The organism is Bradyrhizobium sp. LB14.3, from assembly GCF_040547985.1.
Lineage (GTDB): Bacteria > Pseudomonadota > Alphaproteobacteria > Rhizobiales > Xanthobacteraceae > Bradyrhizobium.
In genome coordinates, this window is record NZ_JBEPQT010000033.1 from 42,635 (window position 1) to 69,205 (window position 26,571).

Annotated in this window: 19 protein-coding genes and 1 pseudogene; 8 read left to right on the top strand and 12 right to left on the bottom strand. The window is 63.9% G+C overall.

Annotated elements, in window-relative coordinates; translation table 11 throughout:
* Window positions 1–254 precede the first annotated feature (254 nt).
* The 7 genes from ABIB00_RS34150 to ABIB00_RS34180 form a co-directional block, all read right to left on the bottom strand.
* On the bottom strand, window positions 255–770 hold the full coding sequence (locus ABIB00_RS34150; protein WP_354107406.1) for a hypothetical protein: 516 nt from the start codon (window positions 768–770) through the stop codon (window positions 255–257).
* Between the two features lie 503 nt (window positions 771–1,273).
* Window positions 1,274–3,142: an ABC transporter ATP-binding protein gene (locus ABIB00_RS34155; RefSeq protein ID WP_354107407.1), complete on the bottom strand. Its 1,869-nt coding sequence runs from the start codon at window positions 3,140–3,142 to the stop codon at window positions 1,274–1,276.
* Between the two features lie 9 nt (window positions 3,143–3,151).
* The gene (locus ABIB00_RS34160; protein WP_354107408.1) at window positions 3,152–4,078 is read right to left on the bottom strand and encodes a 2-hydroxyacid dehydrogenase; all 927 of its coding nucleotides are present in this window, start codon (window positions 4,076–4,078) and stop codon (window positions 3,152–3,154) included.
* A gap of 13 nt (window positions 4,079–4,091) precedes the next feature.
* The gene (locus tag ABIB00_RS34165) at window positions 4,092–5,420 is read right to left on the bottom strand and encodes an NAD(P)/FAD-dependent oxidoreductase (protein WP_354107409.1); all 1,329 of its coding nucleotides are present in this window, start codon (window positions 5,418–5,420) and stop codon (window positions 4,092–4,094) included.
* A 52-nt stretch (window positions 5,421–5,472) separates the two neighbouring features.
* The gene (locus tag ABIB00_RS34170) at window positions 5,473–6,348 is read right to left on the bottom strand and encodes an ABC transporter permease (RefSeq protein ID WP_354107410.1); all 876 of its coding nucleotides are present in this window, start codon (window positions 6,346–6,348) and stop codon (window positions 5,473–5,475) included.
* Between the two features lie 3 nt (window positions 6,349–6,351).
* On the bottom strand, window positions 6,352–7,302 hold the full coding sequence (locus ABIB00_RS34175) for an ABC transporter permease (protein WP_247347852.1): 951 nt from the start codon (window positions 7,300–7,302) through the stop codon (window positions 6,352–6,354).
* 27 nt (window positions 7,303–7,329) lie between these two features.
* Window positions 7,330–9,021: a peptide ABC transporter substrate-binding protein gene (locus ABIB00_RS34180; protein ID WP_354107411.1), complete on the bottom strand. Its 1,692-nt coding sequence runs from the start codon at window positions 9,019–9,021 to the stop codon at window positions 7,330–7,332.
* A 207-nt stretch (window positions 9,022–9,228) separates the two neighbouring features.
* Here ABIB00_RS34180 and ABIB00_RS34185 point away from each other — a divergent pair, with 207 nt between their 5' ends.
* The 4 genes from ABIB00_RS34185 (at window position 9,229) to ABIB00_RS34200 (ending at window position 13,468) form a co-directional block, all read left to right on the top strand.
* Window positions 9,229–9,861: a helix-turn-helix domain-containing protein gene (locus tag ABIB00_RS34185; RefSeq protein ID WP_247347854.1), complete on the top strand. Its 633-nt coding sequence runs from the start codon at window positions 9,229–9,231 to the stop codon at window positions 9,859–9,861.
* Window positions 9,862–9,990: 129 nt separating this feature from the next.
* Window positions 9,991–11,832, top strand: coding sequence for an ATP-binding protein (locus ABIB00_RS34190; RefSeq protein WP_354107412.1), 1,842 nt, complete (start codon window positions 9,991–9,993; stop codon window positions 11,830–11,832).
* A gap of 73 nt (window positions 11,833–11,905) precedes the next feature.
* Window positions 11,906–12,355, top strand: coding sequence for a cupin domain-containing protein (locus ABIB00_RS34195; RefSeq protein ID WP_354107413.1), 450 nt, complete (start codon window positions 11,906–11,908; stop codon window positions 12,353–12,355).
* Window positions 12,356–12,394: 39 nt separating this feature from the next.
* Window positions 12,395–13,468 (top strand): hypothetical protein, encoded by a 1,074-nt coding sequence (locus ABIB00_RS34200; RefSeq protein WP_354107414.1) that lies wholly within the window; start codon window positions 12,395–12,397, stop codon window positions 13,466–13,468.
* 256 nt (window positions 13,469–13,724) lie between these two features.
* Here ABIB00_RS34200 and ABIB00_RS34205 read toward each other — a convergent pair whose 3' ends face one another.
* Window positions 13,725–14,516, bottom strand: a complete 792-nt coding sequence (locus tag ABIB00_RS34205) for an ABC transporter substrate-binding protein (protein ID WP_354107415.1) — start codon at window positions 14,514–14,516, stop codon at window positions 13,725–13,727.
* Window positions 14,517–14,778: 262 nt separating this feature from the next.
* Here ABIB00_RS34205 and ABIB00_RS34210 point away from each other — a divergent pair, with 262 nt between their 5' ends.
* Together ABIB00_RS34210 and ABIB00_RS34215 are read left to right on the top strand one after the other, a co-directional pair.
* Complete coding sequence (locus tag ABIB00_RS34210) at window positions 14,779–15,963, top strand: efflux RND transporter periplasmic adaptor subunit (RefSeq protein ID WP_354107416.1); 1,185 nt, start codon at window positions 14,779–14,781, stop codon at window positions 15,961–15,963.
* Between the two features lie 27 nt (window positions 15,964–15,990).
* On the top strand, window positions 15,991–19,149 hold the full coding sequence (locus ABIB00_RS34215; protein ID WP_354107417.1) for an efflux RND transporter permease subunit: 3,159 nt from the start codon (window positions 15,991–15,993) through the stop codon (window positions 19,147–19,149).
* Here the strand turns inward: ABIB00_RS34215 and ABIB00_RS34220 are convergent.
* Both ABIB00_RS34220 and ABIB00_RS34225 read right to left on the bottom strand, forming a co-directional pair.
* Entirely contained in the window at window positions 19,146–21,410 is a 2,265-nt protein-coding gene (locus ABIB00_RS34220) for a cation:proton antiporter domain-containing protein (RefSeq protein ID WP_354107418.1), read from the bottom strand. The genes ABIB00_RS34215 and ABIB00_RS34220 overlap by 4 nt on opposite strands.
* Window positions 21,411–21,929: 519 nt before the next feature.
* A complete protein-coding gene (locus ABIB00_RS34225) occupies window positions 21,930–23,102 on the bottom strand; it encodes an MFS transporter (RefSeq protein ID WP_247347861.1) in 1,173 nt (390 codons plus the stop codon).
* Window positions 23,103–23,161: 59 nt separating this feature from the next.
* On the opposite strand from ABIB00_RS34225, the gene ABIB00_RS34230 reads away from it, so the two are divergent.
* Window positions 23,162–23,962, top strand: coding sequence for an AraC family transcriptional regulator (locus ABIB00_RS34230; RefSeq protein ID WP_354107419.1), 801 nt, complete (start codon window positions 23,162–23,164; stop codon window positions 23,960–23,962).
* A gap of 95 nt (window positions 23,963–24,057) precedes the next feature.
* Window positions 24,058–25,410, top strand: coding sequence for a malonyl-CoA decarboxylase (locus ABIB00_RS34235; protein WP_354107420.1), 1,353 nt, complete (start codon window positions 24,058–24,060; stop codon window positions 25,408–25,410).
* Window positions 25,411–25,534: 124 nt separating this feature from the next.
* On the opposite strand, the pseudogene ABIB00_RS34240 reads toward ABIB00_RS34235, so the two are convergent.
* Window positions 25,535–25,723 (bottom strand): annotated as a pseudogene (locus ABIB00_RS34240) (DUF6444 domain-containing protein); the annotation flags it as partial.
* Between the two features lie 339 nt (window positions 25,724–26,062).
* Window positions 26,063–26,350, bottom strand: a complete 288-nt coding sequence (locus tag ABIB00_RS34245) for a GIY-YIG nuclease family protein (protein ID WP_247347864.1) — start codon at window positions 26,348–26,350, stop codon at window positions 26,063–26,065.
* Window positions 26,351–26,571: the final 221 nt, after the last annotated feature.

Below are 26,571 nucleotides of genomic sequence, written 5' to 3' on the forward strand. Positions count from 1 at the left end.
CCATGATGGCACGTCTTGTTTGTCGCGCGATCATTTAGGTTGCTCAGTACCGGCACCGCTTCCAGGCAAGTACATTGCTCGATGCGAACGGCTGCGCTACTAAAAATCATCACCACGCAGCGTTGGACGACAGAGGTTGCGATGAGTTGTCAGCCGTCAGCTACTCACTTTCAGACCTGAAGCCGAAACCAACACTGCGGCCTGTGCCCACGTCACGACGCCAAGCAGACGTTTTTCCGTGAGCACAGTTTTGTTCATTCCTTGCCCATGGACCCTTCGTAGTTGCGAGCCATCGTCCCCGCCGCAACTTGAAGCGAAGAACCAACCACCCAACAGCCGGCAACAAAGCCTATCAGGCCATTGGGCAAGGTTTGATCAAGGACAAGGATGCTGACGGACAGAGTTGCAGCAATCGCGGCGCCAAACGTTCCGGCCGCACTCATGACCTCAGCCGCCTCGAAACCGTTCCATTCTTCCGAGATGCTCGAAATCGACCTCCGAGCGGCACTACGGGACAAATCAATTCCGACATAATAGCTAAGAGCTCCGTACAGCATCGTTAGCAGCACGATCCAGCCGCTTTCAAACAGTCCGTCTTTCTGACGCAACAGGGTCGCACCCACATAGAGGCCGCAAGAGGCCCCAACGGCTGCGAGCCCAATTCTTTCAATCAGATGGGCCGATTTGATCAGACTGGAACGAGCGATCCGAAGATTGCCGGTTTGCTTCGTTACGGATAATGCGCTGGAAACTGCATTGCTAATCTTCATTGGAGTCTCCCTCTCAGGTAAGTAGCGGCCTACCGGCCGACCTCGAATAGAGGCTGCCTCGTGGACGTGCTTTGCGATTCCGTGGATTCCAATTTCTGAAAGATCTGTGCTGAGTGATGGGGCTGGCTTGCTCATGAGCAAGACGAGAGCCAATCCAAAGCTGCGAGCTCGCCGCTTCGCAGGCATTGCATCTCACCCGTGTCTGTCAATTAGCTCCGGGTGCGGCAATTTCTTGTGGGAGTGATAGCTCAAAAAAGGATGATGGAATGTGAGACGGTTCACATACCGTGGTTTCCTGTCGCTCCATCCGGTCACAATTTCCGGAGGACGCCTCTGCATCGTCGCGACACCCGGGAGCGCGCAAGCAGGAGCTGAACGGCGCGGTCAGCTCGCAAGCTGTCCCCGCATTTCGCCGACGTCAAATCTATCCGCCCTTCCTGTTTCGTGCACGTCAACTCATGAGGTTAGGCCGCGTCACCGGAAACGCACCGCGCCTGCGCGCCTCAGGCGGACCACTCCTCGCCCCAGACCTGGACGACGTGACCCGGCGACACTTCGCGATATTGCCGAACCGGCGGCTGGTAGTCGGGCGCGCGCACGGGGCTTCTGATCTCGTCGTTCGAGGCCTCGCGCCGGGTGCCGCGGCGCGCTGGATCGGGCACCGGCACGGCCGCCATCAGCTTCTTCGTATAGGGGTGCTGCGGATTGCCGAACAATGCCGCGCGCGGGCCGGTCTCGACGATCTCGCCGAGATACATCAGCGCGACGCGGTGGCTCATGCGCTCGACCACCGCGATGTCGTGGGAAATGAAGAGATAGGCAAGCCCCATGCTGGCCTGAAGGTCGAGCATCAGATTGACGACCTGCGCCTTGACCGAAACGTCGAGCGCGGAGACCGCTTCGTCCGCGACGATCAGCTTCGGTCCGAGCGCAAGCGCGCGTGCGATGCAGATGCGCTGGCGCTGACCGCCGGAGAATTCGTGCGGAAAACGCGCGGCCATGTCGGCGGTGAGGCCGACGCGCACGAGCAAATCGGCGACCTTGTCGCGCGCCTGCGACGCCGTGGCGAGCCCGTTGGCGAGCAGCGGAGCAGCAACAGCCGTTCCCACCGACATGCGCGGATTGAGGCTCGCGAACGGATCCTGAAACACGATCTGCATCTGCTTGCGGAAGTCGCGCAAGGTGCGGGCATTCATGGCCAGCACATCCTGCCCGTCGATCAGAACGGTGCCGCTGTCCGGCTCCGTCAGCTTGAGGATGGAACGGCCCGTCGTCGACTTCCCGCAGCCGGATTCGCCGACCAGTGCCAGCGTCTCGCCGGCGCGCAAGGTGAAGGAAATGTTCTCGACCGCATGGACGCGGCCCGAGACTTTGCCGAACAGGCCCGAACGGATCGGAAAGCGCGTGGTGAGGTTGGCGACTTCGAGCAGCGGGCGCTCGGCGGTCGAGACCGTATCGGGTGTCTCCGACGGATCGTCCGAGGTCCCCGTCACCTTGTCGACGATCGGAAACCGCATCGGCCGCACGCGTCCACCCATGGAGCCGAGGCGCGGCACAGCGGCGAGCAGTGCCCTCGTATAGGGATGCGAGGGCGCTGCGAAGATGCGCGAGGTCGCGTCGGTCTCCACCGCCTGGCCGCCATACATCACCACGGTGCGGTCCGCGATCTCGGCGACCACGCCCATGTCGTGGGTGATGAAGAGGATCGACATCCCCTCCTCGTTCTGGAGCTCCTTCAACAGCTCCAGGATCTGCGCCTGAATGGTGACGTCGAGCGCAGTGGTCGGCTCGTCGGCGATCAGGAGTTTCGGCTTGCAGGCCAGCGCCATCGCGATCATCACGCGCTGGCGCATACCACCGGAGAAGCGATGCGGATGCTCATGGAAGCGCGATTTTGCCGCGGGAATGCGAACACGATCGAGCAAGCGGATGGTCTCGGCCTCCGCCGCCGCGCGTGATAGGCAGCGGTGCTGGATCAGCGCTTCCGCAATCTGGAAGCCGATGGTGAGCACCGGATTGAGGCTCGTCATCGGCTCCTGAAAGATCATGGCGATTTCGTTGCCACGAACATCCTTCATGCTGCTCTCGGGCAGCGTCAGTAGATCGCGACCGGCAAGCCGGACGCTGCCTTCGACGCGGCCGTTCTCCTTCGGAATGAGCCGCATGATCGAGAGTGCAGTGACGCTCTTGCCGGAACCGGACTCACCGACGATAGCCACGGTCTCCTTGGGAGAGACATCGAACGATACATTGCGGACGACCGGACTCCATTGCCGCTCGCGCAGGAAGGACGTGGTGAGGCCTGAGACCGACAGCACCGGCGCCTGCGCGTCGGCAACGACGTGGTCGGGTATGCTTGCGCCCATGCTCATGCCGATGTCCTAATAGCCACGACTACGGTCGACACGCCCAGGCAAATCCTCGCCGCGGCGGTGGCGTTCAATCACGTCGAGCACGAAATCGACCGCCGTATCTGGCGTCGTCATGCTGGCATTATGCGGCGTCAGCAGGATGCGCGGGTGGCTCCAGAACGGATGACCCGCAGGCAGCGGCTCCGGCTCGGCGACATCGAGGACGGCGCCGGACAACGCACCGCTGTCGAGCGCTGCGAGAAAATCGGCTTCGACCAGATGCGGGCCACGCCCGACATTGACGAGGAACGCGCCGCGCGGCAGGCGCGCGAACAGGTCGGCGTTCAGGATGCCGCGGGTCTCGTCGGTCAAAGGCAGCAGGCAGACGAGAATGTCGGCCTGCGCAAGGAAATCCGGCAGCGCATCCGCGCCCGCATAGCAGGTCACGCCCTCGATCTCGCGCGGTGAGCGGTTCCAGCCGAGAAGCGGAAAGTCGAACGTCTTGAGGCGATCGAGCACGGCCTGACCAAGCTGGCCGAGGCCCATCACGCCGACACGACGACGCTTGGCCGGCGTGATCCGGATCTCGCGCCAGACCTGCTCCTTCTGCTGGGCGATGAAGTCCAGGAGATCACGATGCAAGGCGAGCACAGACATGGTTACATATTCGACCATGGTTTCGGCGATGCCGGGCTCGAGCATGCGCACCAACGGAATATGCGGCGGAAGTTTTGATGCGTCGAACTGGTCCACGCCCGCACCGACCGAGAAGACGAGCTCGACATTAGGGAAAGTCGTCGCGATGTCATCCGGCGGCACCCACGCCACGAGATAGCGGACGTCAGCGGGATCGCCGACGTCGGGCCAGAGCCGGAACGGCACATCAGGCGCGCGCTCGGCGAAGAAGCGCGCCCACTCCTCGCCCCGAACCATGTTAGCCTTGTAGAGAACCGTCATGCCGCCAAAACTCTCAGAACGGGCTGACCGGCGCGAGCCGCCGGCCGTCGATCAGGCGCTTGTGGCTGTACGCCGCAGGATCGACCAGCGGCGTCGCGCCCGTCACGATGTCGGCGGCCAGCTTGCCCGCCGCGGGGCCGATGCCGAAGCCATGGCCGGAGAAACCGGTGGCAAGGAAGAAGCCCGGCAAGGCGTCGACCGGCGAAATCACCGGGATGGTATCCGGCGTACAGTCGATCGTGCCGCCCCAGGCTTCCGCGATCTCGATGTCCTTCAGTTCCGGATTCGATTTGATCAGCGAAGCCAGCGCCGCATTGACCAGCGACATGTCAGGCGCGGGGTCACGGACACGCTCGGTCTCGAACGGCGACGGCTTGTCCAGGCTCCAGTCCCTGCCGCGCATGAGTTGATCGAAGAACGACTTGCCGAGCGACAGTTTCAACCCGTTCTTGCGGTGCAGGTAGGTCGGCCAGAAGGTCAGCGCATAGCGGAACAGGTCGGGCGACAGTTCAACCGTGCCGCGGTTGCGCAGCGCCAAGGTGAAACCGCCGTCAAGGCGGCGGCGGATGCAGTAGAGATCGGTGCCGAGCGCACCGGAGGTGATCTCCGGTCCCGGCGTAGTCCGGCATGCGGTGGCGTTGACGAGGCCGATCGGCAGATCGATGCCGTGGCGCCGGCAGAACAGCGATGACCACGCCCCTCCGGACAGCAGTACCGATTGCGTGCGAACGGCGCCCTTCTCGGTGACGACGGCGCTGACCCGTCCACCCTGCGTTTCCAGTCCGCGCGCGGCGCAGCCCTGATGGAGGGTGACGCCGTGTTTTCGCGCGGCGGTCGCAAGCGCGGGCACAGCCATCGACGGCTCGGCGCGCCCATCGCTCGGCGTGTGCAGGCCGCCGACCCATTTCTCGGAATTACCGGGCAGCCGCTCGGCGACCTCGGCCGGCGTCAGGACGGTCGAGTGCACCTGCATCTCGCGCGCCGTTGCCGCCCATCGCTCCCAGCTGGCGAGCTCATCCTTGCTCTTGGTCAGGAACAGCACGCCGGTGCGGCGGAAGCCGGCGTCGACGCCGGCATCGTTCTGCATGTCTTCCCACAGGCGCAGCGCCTCGCGGGCAAGAGGAATTTCTTCACGCGCGCGACCCTGCTGGCGGCACCAGCCCCAATTGCGGCTCGACTGTTCACCGCCGACATGTCCCTTCTCGACCAGCGCGACGGAGAGGCCCTTCTTCGCTAGATGATAGGCTGCGGAGACGCCGATGACGCCGCCGCCGATGACGACGACGTCCGCCTGCGCCGGCAGGCGCTCGTCGCTGTTTATGCGGGTGAGCGGCGGGGACATGAGACACTCCTTAACATCAGCCTGGACTTCAATTCGATCGAGATCTTGCTCGTCATGGGATGTTCATTCGCGGATCGAGCGCGTCGCGCAGGCCGTCCCCGAGGAAGTTGAAGCTCGTCACGGCAAGCGTGATCGCGAGGCCCGGCGCGATCGCGAGCCAGGGCGCGCTGGTGAGATAGATCTGCGCGTTGTTGAGCATGTTGCCCCAGCTCGCGGCAGGCGGCTGGATGCCGTAACCGAGATAGCTGACATAGGATTCGAGCAAGATCGCCTTGGCGACGTTCAACGTCGCCGCCACCATGATCGGCGCCATCGCATTCGGCACAAGCTCGCGGAACATGATGCGCATGTTCGACGAGCCGAAGGCGAGAGCCGCGACCGCAAACTCACGCTCGCGCAGCGAACGCACCTGGGCCTCCACGACGCGGGCAACGGCCATCCAGGCGGTCGCCGCAATCAGCACGGTGGTGGTGATAAGGCCCGGCTCGGTGAGCGCCGCGAGCGCAAGCAGCAGGAAGATCGTCGGAAAGCATAATACCGCGTCGACGAGCCGCATCAGTACCGCGCCGACCACGCCGCCATAGAAGCCGGCAAAGGCGCCGACCACGATGCCGACCGCCATCGCAATCACCATCGCGACGATGCCGATCGAGAGCGACACGCGCCCGCCCATCATCAGCCGCGCCAGCACGTCACGGCCGAGCTCGTCCGTGCCGAGGATGTGCGCGCCCGAAAACGGCGGCGCGAACCGCTTCATGATGTCGATATAGGTGTCGTCGAACGGTAGCAGATACGGGCCGAATGCCGAGCCGAGGATGAGAACCAGAATGATCACCGCGCCCGCGAGCGCGAGGCGATGCCGGCGGAATCGCCGCCACGCGGCCTGGCCGGGTGCGAGCTGGACGGTGGAGAGGGCTGCAGTCGCCATCGTCTAGCCCACCCGGATGCGCGGATCGACGACGGCGTAAAAGATGTCGGCGAGCAGCGAGCCGATCAGCACCATCGTCGCCGAGAACATCAGGATGCCCATTACCACGGGATAGTCGCGATAGCCGATGGAATCGAGGAACAGCCGACCCATGCCCGGCCAGGTGAATACGGTCTCGGCGACCAACGCGCCACCGAGCAGCGTCGGAAACTGGAGGCCGGCCACCGTGATCATCGGCAGCAGCGCGTTGCGCAGGGCGTGAACGGTGAGGATACGCCATTCCGGCATGCCTTTCGCACGCGCGGTGCGGATGTAGTCCTGGTTGATCACCTCTAACATCGAGGAGCGCATGAAGCGGCCCCACATCGCGGTCTCGACCAGCGCCAGTACCAGCGCCGGCGCAATCAGATGATGCAGCAGGTCGAGGAAGGAGCCGTCGCCGACGGTCTCGCGATTGCCGGACGGCAGCCAGCCGAGCTTCACCGAGAACACGTAGATGGTAACGAGGCCGAACCAGAAGGTCGGGATCGACAGCGCAATCATGGCGCCGACGGTTGCGAGCGTATCAAACAGCGAGTAGCGGCGGAGCGCGCCAAGCACGCCGATCCAGCAGCCAAGCAAGACCGCGATGATCGTCGCCGTCGCCATCAGCTCCATGGTGGCACCGAGATGCGAGGAGATCACCGACAGCACGGCCTCGCCGTCGCGGTAGGAGCGACCCCAGTCGCCTTTCAGCATACGACCGAACCAATCGAGATACTGGATCGGAAGCGGACGATCGAGCCCGAGCTGGCTGGTGACGCGATCGAGATCCTCCTGCGTCATCTGCGCAGAGGCCGCAAATTGCGAGAGCGGGCCGCCGGGCGCCAGATGCAGGATGGCGAAGCCGATCGCTGAGACGATCACCAGCAGCATGATCGCCTGCGCCAGGCGATTGGCGACGTAACGGGCCATCTCAGGCGATCCCGCGGATCGGATGCATCAGGCCCAATACCACTCGCGGATGTTCCAACAGTTGATCGACATGTTGATGTTGGGGCGGAAACCCTGGAGCCCTTCCTTCACGCCTTCCGCGATGAAGCCCTGGAACAGCGGCAGGATGGCGAGATCGTTGCGGATGAGCTTTTGCAGCTCGCCATAGGTGGTCTTGCGTTGCGCCAGATCGAACTGCCTGGCGCCTTCGGCGAGAAGCCGATCCGCTTCCGGGCTCTGGTACTGATAGGTGTTGTAGCCGCGGCCGCCCTTGGCGGGAATGGCGCCGGAGCCGAAGCGCGGCGTCACATCGGGGTCGCTGCCCAGCATGAAGTTCACCCCCACGATCACCGAGTTGAACTTCGACTGCTGCCAGAAGTCACCCCAGATCACCGCAGCCGGCATGTTGTTGACACGCATCGCGGCGCCGATCGCGCGCCAATCCTGGATCAGGAGCTGCTGGGTCTGCTCGCGCACGGCGTTGCCGGATGTGGTCGAGTTGGCGAATTCGAGCTTGACGCCACCCTTCTCGCGCACGCCGCCGGCGCCGCGAACCCATCCCGCGGCATCGAGCAGCGCATTGGCCTTGGCAGGATCATATTTGTGCTGCGGCAGGCCCTGCTGGAACGACCAGGCCTGCTGCGGCACGAAACTCTCGGTTTGCGTCGGCAGGCCGTAATTCAGCGCATCGATGATCGCCTGCTTGTTGATGGCGAGATACAAGGCTTCGCGCACCGTGCGGTCGGCGAACGCACCAAACTCCAGATTGGGCGCGATGTGCTCCACCGAGGATGTCGCGGAGACGAAGATCTTGCGCCCCTTCAGCGTCTTCGCCTCCTGGACGAAGTTCGGCAAAATGCCTTGCAGGCCGGTGTAATCGACCTGGCCGGTGCGGAACTGGGTGTAGAGGACGGTGAGGTCCGGAATGTACTTGAACACCACGCGCTCAACGTAGGGTCCCTTGCCGTGGTAGCCGGCATGAGCATTCAAGAGGATGTGGTCGCCCGGCACACGCTCGCCCCAGCGGAACGGCCCGGTGCCGACAGGCGCATTGTGGAACGGCGAGGCGTTCGGATCCGACAGCTTTTCCAGGATGTGCTTGGGTACGATGAAGGTCAGCGCGCCCAGGATCGACATATAAGGCGAATAGGCCGTCTCCATCCGCCAATGGATCTCGTCGGGCGCGACGACCTTGATGTCCTTCACGAGGTTATGGCCGACGCGGCTGCGGGCGCGGAAATCAGGATTGTTGATCAGTTCGAGCGAGAATTTTACGTCCTCGGCCGTGAACGGCGTGCCGTCATGCCACTTCACGTCGCTGCGCAGCTTGATCTTCCAGGTCAGGCCGTCGGCCGACAGGCCGCCATTCGCGATGGTCGGGACTTCGCGCGCGAGGTCGGGAACGAAGGTGCCGTCGGGATCGATGAACCAGAGCGGCGAGAACACCTGCCACCAGATGCCCTGGTCGACCTCGATGCCCGGCATCAGGGGATGAAAGACCGTCGGCTCCTGCGACAGCGCCGCGATCACCTGCCCGCGCGGCTTGTCCGGCGGATTGGAGGGGCGTTCGGTCTGCGCAAATGCATGGCCTGAAAGCGTCCATCCCGCCGCGGCGCCCGCGCCGAGCTGAAAGAGCTGACGGCGATTCGGAACGCCGAGATGCAGTGCTCCAACGCCGAACTTCCCGGTGTCGTCCGCCATGACCACTCTCCGTTTTTCGCACGCGGCACCGTCCCCCGCGCCCCCAAGACCCCGGCAAAGGGACAGGAGTGGGCTTTAGTGCTTCTAAATTTTTCTATCAAAAGTTCATCACGACTAAATACAGCTGTCAATCACATTGCTAGGATGCGCGACCTTTTCACAGCGCCGGACCATTTTGGGCGGCGAGGCAATGCATGGGAGAGCGACATGGATGGTCGCGGGGACACGAACGGTCCGAAGGACGCCCCGGCGCTCGAGGCCGACGATGCGATCGACCAGCGCCTCGGCGAGACCGTGCGGCTGCTGCGTCAGCGCGCCGGGCTGTCGATCCAGGACGTCGCCAACAAGACCGGCCTCTCCAACGGCATGATCAGCCAGCTCGAGCGCGCGCGCGCCATGCCGTCGATACGCACGCTGCGCCTGCTCAGCATCGCGCTCGACGTCCCGATCTCCTATTTCTTCGAAACCACCGATCCCGCCGACGTGCAACGCTACATCGTGCGCAAGAACAGCCGGCGCCTGCTGCGGCTCACCGCTAGCGGCGTCGTCAAGGAAGCGCTGACGCCGGCAGACAAAGGCCAGCTCGAACTCTATGAGCTCACGCTCAATCCCGGCGCCTCGTCCGGCACCGACTTCCTGCAGCATACCGGCGAGAAGGCGGGCTATATCCTCTCGGGCAGCCTGCGGCTGTGGCTCGACAACCAGGCCCATCTGCTCGAAGCCGGTGACAGCTTTCGCTTTCCGAGCATCGTGCCGCACATGTTCGACAACCCGACCCAGCAGACCGCGCGCGTGATCTGGGTGACGACGCTGCGCCAGACCGATTCTCCGGCAGGTTGAAGCGCCGCCGCCCGGCACCACCGCAAATTGCTCCTCGACGCCGCCGCGCGGAATCTGTAGCTCACGTGGAGCCGGACTCATTGACAGGGTGGACGCGAGGGTCCGCGACCGACGCGTTGGTGTGAGACCATGAAATTCAGGGGGCTTCTGACACTCGCGATGGTCGCGCAGGTCGTCGTGACTGCGGCGGCCCTCCTCGCCTCCTATGCCGTGACCGGAACCGGGTTCGGCACGGTCCAGCTCATCGCCCTGCTCGCAAGCGGTCTCGTTGCGGCGCTGAACGCGCGGCTCTGCACGCGCATGATCGCGACGTTGCAGGACAAGCGCATTGCCGCACGACTGGCCGAGCAGGCGCAGGCCAGCGCGCAAATTACCCAGGCCGTCATCAAGACCGCGCTCGATGCCTTCGTTCAAACCGATGCGAACGGTATCGTCCTGGAGTGGAGCATTCAGGCCGAAGCCTTGACCGGTTGGACGCGCAAGGAGGCGCTCGGCACGGACGTCGTCAACCTCCTCGTCGCCGAGCCGCTGCGCGACGGCTTCAGGCAACGCATGATGCGGCTGCTGCCGGAACTGTCGGATACGCCGATCGGCATCCGGTTCGAAGCGACCCTGCTGCACCGGAACGGCGACGAGATCCTGATCGAGGCGTCCAGCACGGCGCTCCAGCTCGGGGGACGCACCCTCATCAACAATTTCGTCAAGGATGTCACCCAGAAGCGTGCCGCCGAGGAGCAGCTGATCCAGGCCCAGAAGATGGAGGCGGTCGGCCAGCTCACCGGCGGCATCGCGCACGAATTCAACAACATGCTCACCGTGATCACGGGCACGATCGAGATCCTCGCCGACGCCGTGAAGGACAATCCGCCGCTCGCGACCATCACCAAGCTGATCAGCGAAGCCGCCGACCGCGGTGCCGCGCTGACGTCGAGCCTGTTGTCCTTTGCCCGCAAGCAGGCGCTCAAGCCGGCCGAGATCGACGTCAACAAACTGCTTGAAGAGCTCGCGAAGCTGCTGCTGGCGACCTTCGACAAGAAGATCGAGATCGTAAGCCGGCTTGACGGCAATATCTGGCTCGCCCTGGTCGATCGCGGCCAATTGAGCTCGGCGCTGCTCAATCTCGCGATCAACGCCCGCGACGCGATGCTGGATGGCGGCAGGCTGACGCTGACGACGCGCAACGTCGTGTTCGGCGTCCGCGAAGCCGTGGCGGTCGGGGCCGGCTATGCCGGCGACTATGTCGAGATCGAGATCGCCGACACCGGCACCGGCATTCCGCAGGCCATTCTGGAGCGGATCTTCGATCCCTTCTTCTCGACCAAGGACGTCGGCAAGGGCACGGGGCTCGGGCTCAGCATGGTGTTCGGTTTCGTCAAGCAATCCGGCGGCGGCATCAAGGTCTCGTCCGAACAAGGACGCGGCACGATTTTCACGATCTACCTGCCGAAGGCGGAGGCGAGCACGCTTCGCCCGGCCGGCTATGACGAGCGCAAGGTCGTGGGCGGGACTGAGACCATCCTTTGCGTCGAGGACGACCGCGACGTCCGCCAATATGTCACGGTCCAGCTCGAAAGCCTCGGCTACAAGGTCATCCCCGCCGCCAATGCGGCCGAGGCGCTCGCCATCGCAGCCGAAGGCACGCCATTCGATCTGCTCTTCACCGACATCGTGATGGCCGGCAGCTTGAATGGACGAGAGCTCGCCGACGAGATGGTGGCAGCGCGCCCCTCGCTGCGGGTGCTGTTCACGTCGGGCTATGCCTACGACTCGCTGCATGCGCAGGGACGCGCCACCATGGGCGCGCCGCTTCTGACAAAGCCCTACCGCAAGGCCGAGCTCGCACGCATGCTGCGCCGCTCCCTCGACACCGCCGTCGACACGGCTGGCGATCCGATCCCGACGCCCTATTCGGTGCAGGCCGATGTCGAAGGCTTTCTGCGCAAGCAGGCGGCTGAACGCGACGGGCGCTAGTGCAGCGGAATGGATGGACAGCGCGCGATAGCTGCGCAAAACTCATCCCAGACATATCCATTGGAGACGAGCCATGACGTCACTCGAAAAAGGCATCACCGCGAACGGCGCGGGCTATGGCGGCAAGACCTGGAACATTCTGGGCCAGGTCTATTTCCCCAAGGCCGTCGCCGAGTCCACCTTCGCGTTCGAGACCAACAGCGAGCCGGGCCAATTCGTGCCGGTGCACATCCATCCGACCCAGGACGAATTCATCCTGGTGCAGGAAGGCACGCTCGACCTCAAGCTCGACGGCAAATGGGTGAAGGCCCATGCCGGCGACCTCGTGCGCCTGCCGCGCGGCATCCCGCACGGCTATTTCAACAAATCCGACAAGCCGGCCCGCGCGTTGTTCTGGGTCTCGCCGATGCAGAAGCTGGAGGCGCTGTTCAACCAGCTCCATGACCTGACCGACCCGGCCGAGGTCGTGCGCATCTCGGCGCTGCACGAGGTCGACTTCCTGCCGCCCGAAGCCAATGACTAGGCTACGATCCCCGACAGACGAATCGTTGGGGAACCGGCCATGCCTGCACGACGTCAACTCCTCGCAATCATCGCGGCGCTTGGGCTGGCCCTTACGACGTTCGTCCCGAGCCAGGCGCAAACGCTCACGGCAAGACAATCGGAGGCGGCTGCGACCTACGAGCGTGCGCTCGGCGATTTCAAGGCAATTCTGGCCGAGCGCCGCCGCCAGATCGACGCAAAGGAACCGCTGCCGAACCTGCCCGGCCAAGCCATCTATCTTGCGCGGGTCGCCGTCATCAGTGCTTACAAGGATCTCACCGATGCTATACCGTCGAAGATCGGAAGGCCCAACAAGTTCGAGATACCGCCGGCCTATTTCGACGCCGACATCGAACCGCTGATCGACGAATATTCAAAACTGTTCGACATCATGGAAGCGCCGCCGGCCGGCGCGCAGAACTCGGCCACGCCGTTCAACGACGTGGTCGATCTCGCTGCCGCGATCGCGCGGGCCAAGGGGCTGGCGCCGATTCACGCCGAAGTAGCGGGCCGGATCAGCCTCGGGCTGTTCTTTGCCGAGACCAACGGCAAGCAGAACGTCCGCAACGGGCGCTCCAACACCTATATGGGCAGCTTCCAGACCGGCCCGTCCGAGGACCGCAACGGCCGCAGGAAATGGGAAGCCATCAAGGCAGAGATCGCCGCAAGCGATCCCGAGCTGAGCGCGCGCGACGACAAGGAAGAGGCGCGCGCCCGCGACACCGATCATCGCTTCAATCACTGGACCAACGTGCGCGACGGCCTGATGAACGCACATGCGGATGTTTTCCGGGATATCCCGGGAATCGTGAAGACGCTGCCCGACCCGATTGACCAGATGAAGCTGTTCGAGCTGATCCAGATCGTTCCCACGCCGACTCGGTCGGCGCTCAAGTCCGGCGATCTCCTGAACTACAGGGTGTCCAGTCCGACGATCATGAAGCACCTGCGCAACAACAGCATTTTTGCTTTTGGACAGGCCGACCGGGCGCGAACCTCGGTAAGCTTCCGGGAAATCCTTGGCGCGATGTGGCTGTTCAAGCGGAAATTCGAGAAGGCGATGGCGAAATACGCGGAGATCAAGCCGCGTTAATTCTCCGGCTTGCAGGGCGATTACATATAAGGCGATTACATATAAAACGAGCGTGGCGGATAGCTCGCCTGCGATCCATCCTTCGAGACGCCCGCCTACGGCGGGCCCTCAGGATGAGGTCGCGTTTTACCGCGCGATACTAGACCCACATGATGAGGAGCCCGCCGAAGCGGGCGTCTCGAGCCATGCAGGCCGAGCACGTTCGGCGGTCCTCCTAGCTGTTCATGTCCGATCGCGCTGGCCTGCTCCGCACGCCCTACTCGGTTCGGATCGGCGAGTCCTTCAGGCCGTTATTGTCATAGGCCTTGCGAAGCGTGCCGTTCGTCGTCGCTTCCGTCATGAACTTGGTGACGAAAGCCAGTGCCTGGCTGTGGCCGAGCGGCACGGCGACCGCGGTGACCGTCTTCTTGAAGGTCTCGTCCAGCACCTTCGTGCCCGGGATCTTCTGCGCCATCTTGTTGAGCTGGTCGCGCGACAACGCGAAGGCGTCGATCTCGCCCCTGTCAAGCAGGCCGAAGATCTCGTCATAGGTCTGGTAGCCCGTGACTTTCGCGTTCTTCAGATGCGCGACCGCGCCGCGCATGGTGGTCGTGGCGTTGACGGCCGCAACCTTGATGCCGGGCTGATCCAGCGTAGCGAAATCGGTGACGCTCGAACCGGCCTTGACGATGTAGGTGGCATCCGCGACCTCGTAGATCGGGCCGAACATCATTTTGGTCTCGCGCTCGGGATCTTTTGGCAGCCAGGTGACGTCCCAACTGCCTTTCGACGCCGCATCGGTGATCTGGCCGGAATTCTGGTGCACGATATATTCGACGGGCACGCCGAGCTGGGCGGCCATCTCCTTGCCGAGATCGACCGGCACGCCGGCATAGCCGGCCTCGGTCTTGGTGGACCAGAACGCGCCGCCCGCCGGGCTGATCGCGATTGCGACGCGGAGCTTGCCGCTCGGTGCGATGTCGTCCTTCAGACCATCGGCTAGCGCAGGCATGGCAACCGCCGCTGCGAGAACGAGGCCGGCAAGGGCCGACTGAAGAGACGTGGGCATGTCATGATCTCCTGGCCTTTTCTTCTTCTCTTGTTCTTCCCGACCGCCTCGCGCGCCACCGTTCGGCCATTGACATAATTCTGGTCGATCGTGCGGGCGATGAAAAGCGGTTTGTCATGGCAAAACTGCCAAAGGCCACAGCGCGGTTTGCAGTACCAAGGCCGATGACTGCCATCCGATGACTGCCATGGCTATGGTGTTCCACGGCCGGGCATTTGTTGGTAGCCTCTCGCCCCGACAGACAGTAACCGGGGGCCACCGAATGACCTGCGCGAATCCCTCACGGCGCAACGGAGCGTGGAGACATGCCGGGCGGGCCCTGGCCGCGGCGATGGCCATGGCCGCGCTCACCGGCTGCGAGGACAAGAATACGTTCGTCGCGCCGCCGCCGCCCAAGGTGGACGTCGCCGCGCCCGTGCAGCGCGCGGTCACGCGCTATGTCGAGGCCACCGGCAACACCGCGCCGATCAAGAATGTCGATCTCGTCGCGCGCGTGCAGGGCTTCCTGCAATCGATCGACTACACGGACGGCTCCTTCGTCAAACAGGGCACCCAGCTGTTCACGATCGAGCCCGAGACCTACAAGCTCAAGCTCGAGCAAGCGCAGGCCGCCGAGGTCGGTGCGCAGGCGTCGCTCCGGCAGGCGGAAGCCGACTACAAGCGGCAGAGCGATCTGGTGCAGCGGCAAGCGGTCTCGCAAGCGACCTTGGACACCTCGACCTCGAACCGCGACAACGCGCAGGCCAACCTCCAGCAGGCCCAGGCCAACACCCGCCTCGCCGAAGTCAACTACGGCTACACCAAGGTGAGCGCACCGTTCGACGGCGTCGTCAGCGCGCATATGGTCTCGATCGGCGAGCTCGTCGGGGTCTCCTCCCCGACCCAACTCGCCTCCATCGTGGCGATGGACCCGATCTATGTGAACTTCACCGTCAACGAGCAGGACGTGTTGCGCATCCGTGCCGAGGCCGCCCGCCGCGGGCTGACCGCCGCCGACCTCAAGCAATTTCCGATTCACGTCGGCTTGCAAACCGAGGCCGGCTATCCGCATGAGGGACATCTCGACTATGTCGCCCCGACCCTCACCCAGTCGACCGGCACGCTCGCGGTGCGCGGTCTCGTGCCCAACGACAAGCGGGTGCTGCTGCCCGGCTATTTCGTCCGCGTTCGCGTGCCCTTCACCCAGGAGAAGGACGCCCTGCTCGTTCCCGATACCGCGCTCGGCAGCGACCAGGGCGGCCGCTATCTCCTCGTCATCAGCGGCGACAACATCGTCGAGCAACGCAAGGTGCAGATCGGTCCCGCCGACAACGGCCTGCGCGTGATCGAAAGCGGCTTGAAGCCTGATGACCGCGTGGTGATCGCGGGGCTATTGCGCGTGATCCCGGGCCAGAAGATCGACCCGCAAATGACGAAGATCGAGCAGCCGCAGGCGTCCGCCAAGTAAGATTCGCCAAGTGAGGGGCCGCCAGCCATGATCTCAAAATTCTTCATCGAGCGGCCGGTCCTCTCGAACGTCATCGCGCTGCTGATGATCCTGATCGGCGGCGTCGCGCTGTTCAATCTCGCGATCGCGCAATATCCCGATGTGGTGCCCCCGACGGTGCAGGTCACCACGCGCTATCCAGGCGCCAGTGCCAAGACCGTGATCGACACCGTGGCGCTGCCGATCGAGCAGCAGATCAACGGCGTCGAGGACATGCTCTACATGCAGTCCTACAGCGGCTCCGATGGCACCTATACGCTGACGGTGACGTTCAAGATCGGCACCGACCTCAACTTCGCGCAGGTGCTGGTGCAGAACCGGGTCTCCAGCGCGCTGTCGCAACTGCCCCAGTCGGTGCAGAACCAGGGCGTCACCGTGCAGAAGCGATCGACGTCGATCCTGCTGTTCGTGACGCTGACCTCGCCGGACAAGACCTTCGACAGCCTCTATCTGAGCAACTACGCCACCATCAATCTCCGCGACGAGCTCTCGCGCCTGCCCGGTGTCGGCAACGTCACCGTGTTCGGCGCCGGTCAGTATTCGATGCGGGTGTGGCTCGATCCGAACAAGCTGCAAGTCCGTGGCCTGGTGCCGCAGGACGTCATCCAGGCGATCCAGCAGCAGAGCCAGCAGGTCTCGGCCGGCCAGGTCGGCGCGCCGCCGACGCCACCGGGACAAGCGTTCCAGTACACGCTCAACGTCAACGGCAGGCTCGACGACACCACCGAGTTCGAGAACATCATCGTCAAATCAGGCACCAGCGGCGACGTCACCCGGGTGCGCGACGTCGGCTCGGTCGAATTGGGCGCGCAGACCTACAGCCAGATCTTCTCGCTGAACAAGCAGCCGGCCACCGGCATCGGCGTGTTCCAGTCGCCCGGCGCCAACGCGCTCCAGGTCGAGCAGGCGGTCGAAAAGAAGATGGCGGAACTCGCCAAGGCTTTCCCGCAGGGCATGAAGTACGACACGCCGTTCGACACCACCAAATTCGTGCAGGCCTCGGTGCACGAGGTCTACATGACGCTGATCGAGGCCGGTCTCCTGGTGCTGGTCGTGATCCTGGTGTTCCTGCAGGACTGGCGCGCGATGCTGGTGCCGGCGACCACGGTGCCTGTCACCATCATCGGCGCGTTCGCCGCGATGGCGGCGCTCGGCTTCACCATCAACATGTCGACCTTGTTCGCGATCGTGCTTGCGATCGGTATCGTCGTCGACGACGCCATCGTCGTGGTGGAAGGCGCGGCGCACAACATCGAGCAGGGCATGAACGGCCACGACGCCGCGATCAAGGCGATGGACCAGCTGTTCGCGCCGATCGTCGGCATCACCCTCGTGCTGATCTCGGTGTTCTTGCCGGCCTCGTTCCTCGCGGGCCTCACGGGCCGCATCTATTCGCAATTCGCACTGGTGATCGCGGCAACGGCGCTTTTGTCCGCCATCAACGCGGCGACGCTGAAGCCGACGCAGTGTGCGCTCTGGCTGCGGCCGACGGTGCCGCCGGAGAAGCGCAACTTCTTCTATCGCGGCTTCAACAATGTCTATGACCGCGTCGAGCGGGGCTACACAAGGCTGATCAGCTTCCTGTGCGGGCACGCCACGGTCTCGGTCGCATTCGCGCTGGTGCTGATCGGAATCGGCGGCTACGGCCTGTCCCGGGTGCCGACCGGCTTCCTGCCGATCGAGGACCAGGGCTATCTGATCGCCGCCGTGCAACTGCCCGACGGCGCTGCGCTGGAGCGGACCCAGAAGGTGCTCGACAGAGCGAGCGAGCTGATCAAGGACACGCCTGGAGTCCAGCAGGTCATCACCATCGCCGGTATCTCCGCGCTCGACAACAGCGCCAGCCTTGCCAATGCCGGCGTCGCCTACATCATCCTGAAGGACTGGGGGGCGCGCAAAGGTCCGGGCGAGGATCTGCGCTCGCTGGTCTACGGACTGAACGACAAGCTCGCAGTCATCATGGAGGCGCGCACGCTGGTGCTGCCGCCGCCGCCGATCCAGGGCATCGGCAACGCGGCCGGCTTCTCGATGCAAGTCGAGCTACGCGACGGCAACAGCGATTTCGGCAAGCTCCAGGCCATCACGAGCGCGATGGTCAGTAACGGCCAGAGCCAGAGCGCGCTGCAGCGCGTCCAGTCGTCGTTCCGCTCCTCGGTGCCGCAATTCAACGTCGAGATCGACCGCATCAAGACCCAGACGCTGCACGTCACGACGGACCAGGTGTTCGCGGCGCTGTCGACCTATCTCGGCTCGTCCTATGTCAACCAGTTCAACAAGTTCGGCCGCGTGTTCCAGGTCTATACGCAGGCCGATCCTGCGTTCCGCCTCACCGAGCGCGACATCGCCAACTTGCAGGTGCGCAACTCGAACGGCGATATGATCCCGATCGGCACCGTCGCCACGATCACGCCGGCCACCGGTCCCTCGCTGATCAGCCTCTACAATCTCTATCCCTCCTCGACCGTCATCGGCCTGCCGGCGCAGGGCTACTCCTCGGGCCAGTCGCTGAAGCTGATGGAGGAGATCGCGGACAAGACGCTGCCGCCGGGCACCGGCTACGAATGGACCGCGATGTCCTATCAGGAGAAGGCTGTCTCCAACCAGATCTACTGGGTGTTCGGGCTCGCCATGCTGCTGGTCTATCTCGTCCTCGCCGGCCAATACGAGAGCTGGTACGCGCCGATCTCGGTGATCCTCGCGGTGCCTCTGTCGCTGATCGGGCCCATGCTGATCCTCAATGGCCTGAAGATCGACAACAACCTCTACTGCCAGATCGGCCTGATCCTCCTGATCGCGCTGTCGGCCAAGAACGCCATCCTGATCGTCGAGGTCGGGCTGGAACTGCACGGCCGCGACGGCAAGCCGGTGCTGGAATCCGCCATCGAAGCTGCGCGCGCCCGCTTTCGTCCGATCCTCATGACGTCGTTCGCCTTCATCCTCGGCGTCGTGCCGCTGGTGATCGCGACCGGTGCCGGCGCCAGCGCGCGCAAGTCGATCGGCATCACGGTGTTCTCGGGCATGCTGGCCTCGACATGCCTTGCGGTGCTGTTCGTGCCGGCCTTCTTCGTGGTGGTGCAACGCTTCGAGAACTGGCGCGCGTCAAAAAAGGCGACGAAGGCTGCGGCGGCGGCCGAGGTGAAGTCCTAGGCTTTCTCGGTGGAGGTCTGCCGCGCCTCGCCGCTTGACACCAGCAGCACCGAGACCTTCGCCTGCCTGAGCACGGCGTCGGCGACGCCACCGAAGGAGAGATGGTCGCCTTGGATGCGGTCGACGCCCATCACCACGAGATCGACATCGGTGGTCTCGATCTCGCGCAGGATCGCCGCCTCCGGCGCCCGATTCACGCGCAAGGTCGTGGTGATGTCGACCTCATAACGGGCAGCGAGATCGCTGGCGTCCTTCAGGATGCCGGCCTCCTGGCTCAGACCACGAGAGGCGCCGCGCTGCGCGCCCTTGTCGCGCGTCGTCGCGACATAGATCACGCGGAGCGAGCCTGATCCCGCCGCCTGCGTCAACGCCACCGCGACCTCGGCACCGCGCTTGGAGACGCCGCTGCCGGAGACCGGAACGAGGATATTGAGCGCGTCGGGCATCGGCTGCTTCAGGTGCTTTCCCTTCGCCGCCAGGATTGCGAGCGGTCCTTCGAACTTCGCTGCGATGTCCTCAACTTCGCGATCGAAGCGATCCTTGGCGGCAGTGACCTTGTCGACGCCGATGACCAGAAGATCGAAGCCCTTCTTTGCCTCATCTCCGATTGCCTCGCCGAGCCCCGACTTGCGGACACGCGTCGTGACGTCGACGTTGCCGGCATCGCCATGCGCCGACACGGTCTCGGCGGCCTTCTTCACCACCACTTCCGGGCTTTCTTCCTCGCCGCTCCCCTTCTCCCGCTTCTTGGCGCGCTTGCCGATGTGCAGCACGGTGATCGGCAGGCCACGCATCCCGGCGATCAGGCCGGCAATGTGGGCGGCGAAGGTGGCATTGACGCTTTCGTCCACTGCCAGCAACGGACGTTCGAGATTGGCAACGAAGCCGCGCTTCTCGAACTCTTCCCGCTCCAGGCGCTCTTGCTCCTCCTTGTTCATCGGCAGCTTTGCCAGCGCCGCGCGCAGCATCGGCGGCATCGCCATCGTGGTCACGATCGCCATCGTGACGATCATCGTGAACAGGTTCTGGCTGAGCACGCCGATCGAAAGACCGATGGTGGCGATGATCACCTCGGTCGAGCCGCGCGCGTTCATCCCGCTCGCGAGCGCCAGCGACTCCCTTGTGTTCAGCCCGCCCAAGGTGCCGCCGACGAAGGCGCCGCCGAACTTGCCGACACTGGCGATCACGACCAGCAGCCCGGTCAGCATCAGGAGATTGGGATCGCGCAGCACCGTGAGGTCGGCGCTCAAGCCGGCCAAGCCGAAGAATATCGGCATGAAGAAGCTCGAGATCAATCCGCGCAGGCGCTCGTCGATCTGCCTCGTCAGGATCGGGGACTCTCCGACCAGAATGCCGGCGACGAAGGCGCCGAGCACCGTGTGGACGCCGATCAGGTGCGTGATCAGCGCCATCACGCTCATCAGCAGCAGGATCACCGTGATGACGGGCGCGGTGCTGACGAGATTGTCGTTGGCCCAGCGGATGAGCTGAGACACAAGCTTGCGGCCGATGGTGAAGCTGATGGCGAGGAACGCGAGCGTGCCCAGCACGGCTTTCGCCACCGAGGCGATATCCAGCGTGCCGTGCAAGGCGAGGCTAAAGATGACGGCGATGATGACCCAGCCGATGGTGTCGTCGATGACGGCGGTCGCGACGATGATCTGGCCGACATTGCGGCGCATGAAATTCATCTCGCGCACGACCACGGCGACGATCTTCACCGAGGAGATCGACAGCGCCGTGCCCATGAACAGCGACGCAACCAGGCGGGCTTGTGGGTTCGGCAGCAATGCATCGGGCAGGAACTCGCCGAGCGCAAAACCGCAGGCGAAGGGCACGAGGATGCCGGCGATCGAGATCGCGATCGCGGCCTTGCCGACCTTCCTGACCAGCTTGAGGTCGGTCTCCATGCCGGTCAGCAGTAGCAGCAGGAGGATCCCGAACTGGGCGATGCCGTCGATCATCGCTTTCTGCTCGGGCGTTTTGGGGAAGATCGCGTGCTGCGCGTCAGGCCAGATCCAGCCGAACAGCGACGGGCCGAGCAGGATGCCGGCGAGCAATTCGCCGATCACCGAGGGCTGCCCCATGCGCTGCATGGTCTCGCCGAGACCGCGGCCGACCGCGATCAAGAGCACGATCTGCGCAACCAGCAGGAATTCGGACGGACCGGCCGATTTGCCGCCCTCGGCAGCGGCCGCAATGGTGGTGAGGACAAGAGCCGCGGGGACAAGGCCGACCGGTCGGAGCAGGCTCCAATGCATGCAGGTATCTTCCCCCTTCATTTGCCCCGGCAAGGTGCCGGACGGGGGATAGAACCCGCGGGAGGCGGAGCGGGTTCCCGTCGCTTGCGGCGAGTTGGGGGGCAACAACAAAAAACGCGAAAACAACCCCATGCACAGTAGAGATGGGGTTGAAAAGGCTGAAGAAATTTCGTCTTTGCCGAAACCACTTGCTCCGTCGGGCAAAACACCGGCACAATGGCATCATCGGGTGGCATGCGTGACGTGCCGCGACCTCCCGGGCGTTGCGAGCGAAGCGAACCAATCCAGAGTCCCTTCGCAGAAAGATTCCGGATTGCTTCGTCGCAAGGGCTCCTCGCAATGACGAGAGAGTCCCGGCCTTACGCCGCACTCGTGCCCCGGACGCGGCGCAGCGCCACTCCGGCGGTGCGCCGCAGAGCCGGGGCCCATGCCACAGGGGAATTCGCAGCCTCTGGGTCCCGGCTCTGCGCCGCAACGCTCGCGCGTTGCAGCTTGTCCGGGACACGAGAGCGTTCCCCCTCACACCGCCTGCGGTGTCCTGATTTCGCGCGGCAGGATGATCGCCGCTGCGATCGCGAGCAGGCAGAGCGCGGCGAAGGCGTGCAGCATGGTGACGAAGCCGCCCTGCTCGTAGAGCCACGCGACCAGGCCGACGGAGGCGCCGGCTGCGGTGAAGCCGATGAAATAGCGCACGGCATAGGCGCGCGAACGCCATTCCTCGCTGGTGTACTTGCCGACCATGGCGTCATTGACCGTGACCTGCCCGAACGCGCCCATGACGATGCCGATCGAGACCAGGATCAGCGGTAGATTGGACAGGCTCGCGGCCAGATACAGGAACGGCGCCAGCATGAAGGACAGCGGCAGCGCCACCGTCTTCAGCGAATAGCGGTCGAGCAGCCGGCCGATCGTATACTGCGTCATCGCGCCGAACACGTAGACGCAGGCGGCGATGACGCCAAGCAACGCCGGGCTTTTGGTGAGATCGGCAAGCCGCTCCGCAAACAGTTTTGGCAGCGCGACGGTGACGGCATTGAACGTGGTGGAAATCGCGATCACCACGATCAGCAGCGACAGGATCACGCGCCACATGTCCTGCTTGGCCACGCGGGCCTGCGCCGCGGCCTGCTTCGAGCCCTTGCGGTCCTCGTGCACGACCATCATCGCAAACGCGATGCCGATCATGATCGTCACGACGCCCGGGACGATGAAGGCCAAACGCCAGCCGAGATATTGGCCGATCACGCCGGTGACCAGCGCCGACGAGGCAACGCCGAGATTGCCCCAGACGCCGTTCAATCCCATTTCGCGGCCGAGCTTGTCCGCGTAAGACACGATCATCGCGGTACCGACGGGATGATAGATCGAGGCGAAAATGCCGATGGTGAACAGCGCCGCGCCGAGCTGCGCCGGGGTCTGCACGAAGCCGACCGAGATCATGGAAAGACCGATGCCGACGAAGAAGATCAGCATCATGTGGCGGCGGCTCCAGCGGTCGCCGAGCCAACCGGTGAGCAGCGAGCCCGCACCGAAGGCGACGAAGCCCGGCGTCGCGTAGGGCAGGAGTTCCGAATACGCCATGCCGAGCGCCGGTCCCATGATAATCACGGCGGCGGCGAAGATCAGCATCGCATAATGGTCGATGAAATGGCCGGCGTTGACGAAACTGATGACCCGGCTGGGGCTGTTCATGGGAATCCTCTCCTGCTCCGAAATGAGTTATATGTCAGGCGCATTACGGGATGCTGCCAATGACTGTCGTCGAAACGCCAATCCTCCGGGAGGTCCGGGGCAACCACCGCTCGACCGCCGGGGTGCACCTGGTTGCGCGCGACTATCCGAAGGGCATGCGGATCGATCCGCATATGCACCGCGAGGCGCAGCTGATCTATGCGGCCAAGGGCACCATGCAGGTGACGACGCCCGGGGGGCGCTGGCTGGTGCCGCCGGACCGCGCGGTCTGGGTCCCCGCGAGGCTCGAGCACGCCATCGACCTGCTCGCCGACATCGAGATGCGCACGCTGTATTTCGACCTGTCGTGGCTGAAGCGCGAGCAGCGCCACGAGGGACTGACCAAGGAATTCGTGGTGCGGGTGTCGCCGCTGCTGAATCAGGCGATCCTCGCGCTGTTCGACGTCCGCAATACCGAGGAGCGGACCGATCTGCTGGTTCGCCTGGTGATGCTGGAATTGGTCCAGGCCGAGGATTCCGCGACCTTCGTGCCGCTTCCGCAGGAGCCACGCTGCCGGCGCGCGGCCATGATCGTGCTCGATGATCCGACCGGCCTGCACGACATCGACACGCTGGCGCGCGAGGTCGGAACCTCCGCGCGCACGCTGTCGCGGCTGTTTTCGACAGAGACGCAATTGAGCTTCAAGAGCTGGTGCCAGCGCGCTAGAATTGCGGCAGCGATCCAGCTTCTGTCGACGGATGCCAGCGTGTCGGTGAAGCAGCTCGCGACCCAGCTCGGCTATGCCAGCGTGCCGGCGTTTTCGGCGGCGTTCCGCCAGGTGACGGGGCGGACGCCGACGGAATTTGCGGGAAAGGCATGACAAGCATGCCTCATTCCTGCGCTTGATTGTGATCGGCTTCCACCTAAATCCCGTGTAAGCTTCCCGCACCGCACAAACCTGACACGAAAGCTCAGATGGCAAACGCCTTCTTCTCCGACCTGCTCACCACCATCTCCGAGCGTGGCCGCACGCTGCTTCGTCGCGGGGATTCTGCTGACACCACGCAGGATGCCGACGGGCTGATCGAGCTCTGCGGTGCGCTGCTGTCGGGCCGGGGCGAAGCTTCGGGCACTGCCATGGCGCGTGAGGTGCTCGACACCTACCAGGAGTTGGATGAGACGGGACGCCGCACCTTCTTCGAAGCACTGGTGCGTGATTTCGGCCCGGATCGGGAACGCCTGTCCAAGGCGATCGAGACATGGCGTGCCAAGCCGGCCGACGAGGATGCCAGCGCCCTTCACTTCGCCTCCGAGCCGCGCCGGCAGGAGCTGATCCGCCGGCTCAACCGCGCGCCCGGCGGCACCGGCGATCTCGTCAACATGCGCGCCGATCTGCTCGGTATGATGAACGGACACACCGATCTCGCCGCGCTCGATCGCGACGTCTCGCATCTTCTCTCTTCGTGGTTCAACAGGGGGTTTCTCGTGCTGCGCAGGATCGACTGGTCGACCCCGGCCAACATCCTCGAAAAGATCATTCGTTACGAAGCCGTACACGAGATCAGCGACTGGGACGATCTGCGCCGCCGCATCGATCCGGTCGACCGCCGCTGCTACGCCTTCTTCCATCCCGCAATGGTCGACGAGCCGCTGATCTTTGTCGAGGTCGCGCTGACCGAGACCATCCCCGGCGCGATCGCGCCGCTGCTCGCGGTCGATCGCACATCCGTCCCGATCGAGCGCGCGCGCACCGCCGTGTTCTACTCGATTTCCAACACCCAGCGCGGTCTCGGCGGCATCTCCTTCGGCAGCTTCCTGATCAAGCAGGTGGTGGAGGAGCTGCGCCGGGAAACGCCGAAGCTCGAAAATTTCGTGACGCTGTCGCCGGTGCCGGGCTTCATGCCATGGGTGAAGCAGAACAAGGATTTGCCGCTGTCGGACGAGGACCGCGAAGTGCTCAAGCGTCTCGACGATTCCAAATGGTTCGAGAACCCCGAGACGACAACGCTGCTGCGTGGCGTGATCGAACCGCTCGCGGCGTATTACTTCCTCAAGGCGCGCACGCCGAAGGGCAAGCTGATCGACTCCGTCGCGCGCTTCCATCTCGGCAACGGCGCCCGCCTCGAGCGCATCAACTGGCTCGGCGATCTCTCGCCGAAGGGCGTGCGGGAGTCGGCCGGCGTGATGGTCAACTACCTCTACCGCCTCGACGACATCGAGAAGAACCACGAAGCCTACGCCAATGACGGCGTGGTCGTGGCCTCGAGCGCGGTGAAGAAACTGCTGAGGGGCGAAGGACGAAGGCTGCTGGATATGCGGCTGTCGTAGGCAGCGACGGCTCGCGCCATATCGTCATGGCCAGCGCAGCGCCATCATCGCGAGGAGCTCTTGCGACGAAGCAACCCAGGCTGCCACCCGCGGAAAGATTCTGGATTGCTTCGCTACGCTTCAACCCTCGCTCACGCAGGCTCTGTGTCCGGCGAGAAGCCTGGCCCGGTCCATCGCTCGAAGGCGGCTTGCTGCTATTGGAGCTATCCAGACCAAGCCGACGCTCCAGATCGGCCACACGCACCGTCAGCAATGCGTTCTGCTGCTCCAACATCAGGTTGCGCTCCTGCAACTCCCCAATCAGGGCCAGCAGGGCATCCACAGACAATGAGGAATTTGGCGGCGTCACCCATACCTTGACTCACAAACACATGTGGTCAGTCAAGAGAATACAAACGGCCACCTGGGCAGTTACCGCGTCGCTCGCAATGACGAAGAATGTGGCGACACCTTGCCCAACTCGAGCCCTTCGCCCGCTGCGAGCCTAGGCGCCCCCGAACGAGCCAGCTCCCTCCACCGTCATTGCGAGAAGCCCTTGCGACGAAGCAATCCAGAGTCTTCCCGCGGAAAGACTCTGGATTGCTTCGCTGCGCTCGCAATGACGGAGTGTGGGGCGACGGCATGCGACTGACAACCGCTGCTCACTCGGCGGTCAGATCAACGTGTCGTACAAGTCCATCCACTCTGGATTGACGCTCTCGATCAGCGCGAGCTTCTTTGCCCGGCTGCCGCCCTTGATTTGCTTCTCGCGTGCAATCGCGTCGATCATTGTTCCGTGCAACTCGTACCAGACGAGGAGCTTGCAGCCGTATCTCGAGGAGAACCCCTTCACCGAGCCCTCGCGATGTTCGAACGCGCGGCGCGGCGGATTGGATGTGACGCCGATGTATATCGTTCCATTACGGCGATTGGCGAACATGTACACGCAGGGCTGCTTCATGATCGTGCTCTGTTACGAGAGCATTCACGATAACACAACCGAGAGATGATCGCGAGCGACGCTTGCGATGAAGAGGATGAATCGTAGAGCCCCCCTCCGCCGTCATTGCAAGGAGCTCTTGCGACAAAGATTCCATGGGGAGTGGATAGCGACCAGGTCTGAGGCCAGACTGAGGTTGCTGAATCACTCAACCTGGAGACAATGATGTTGCTCAATCATCC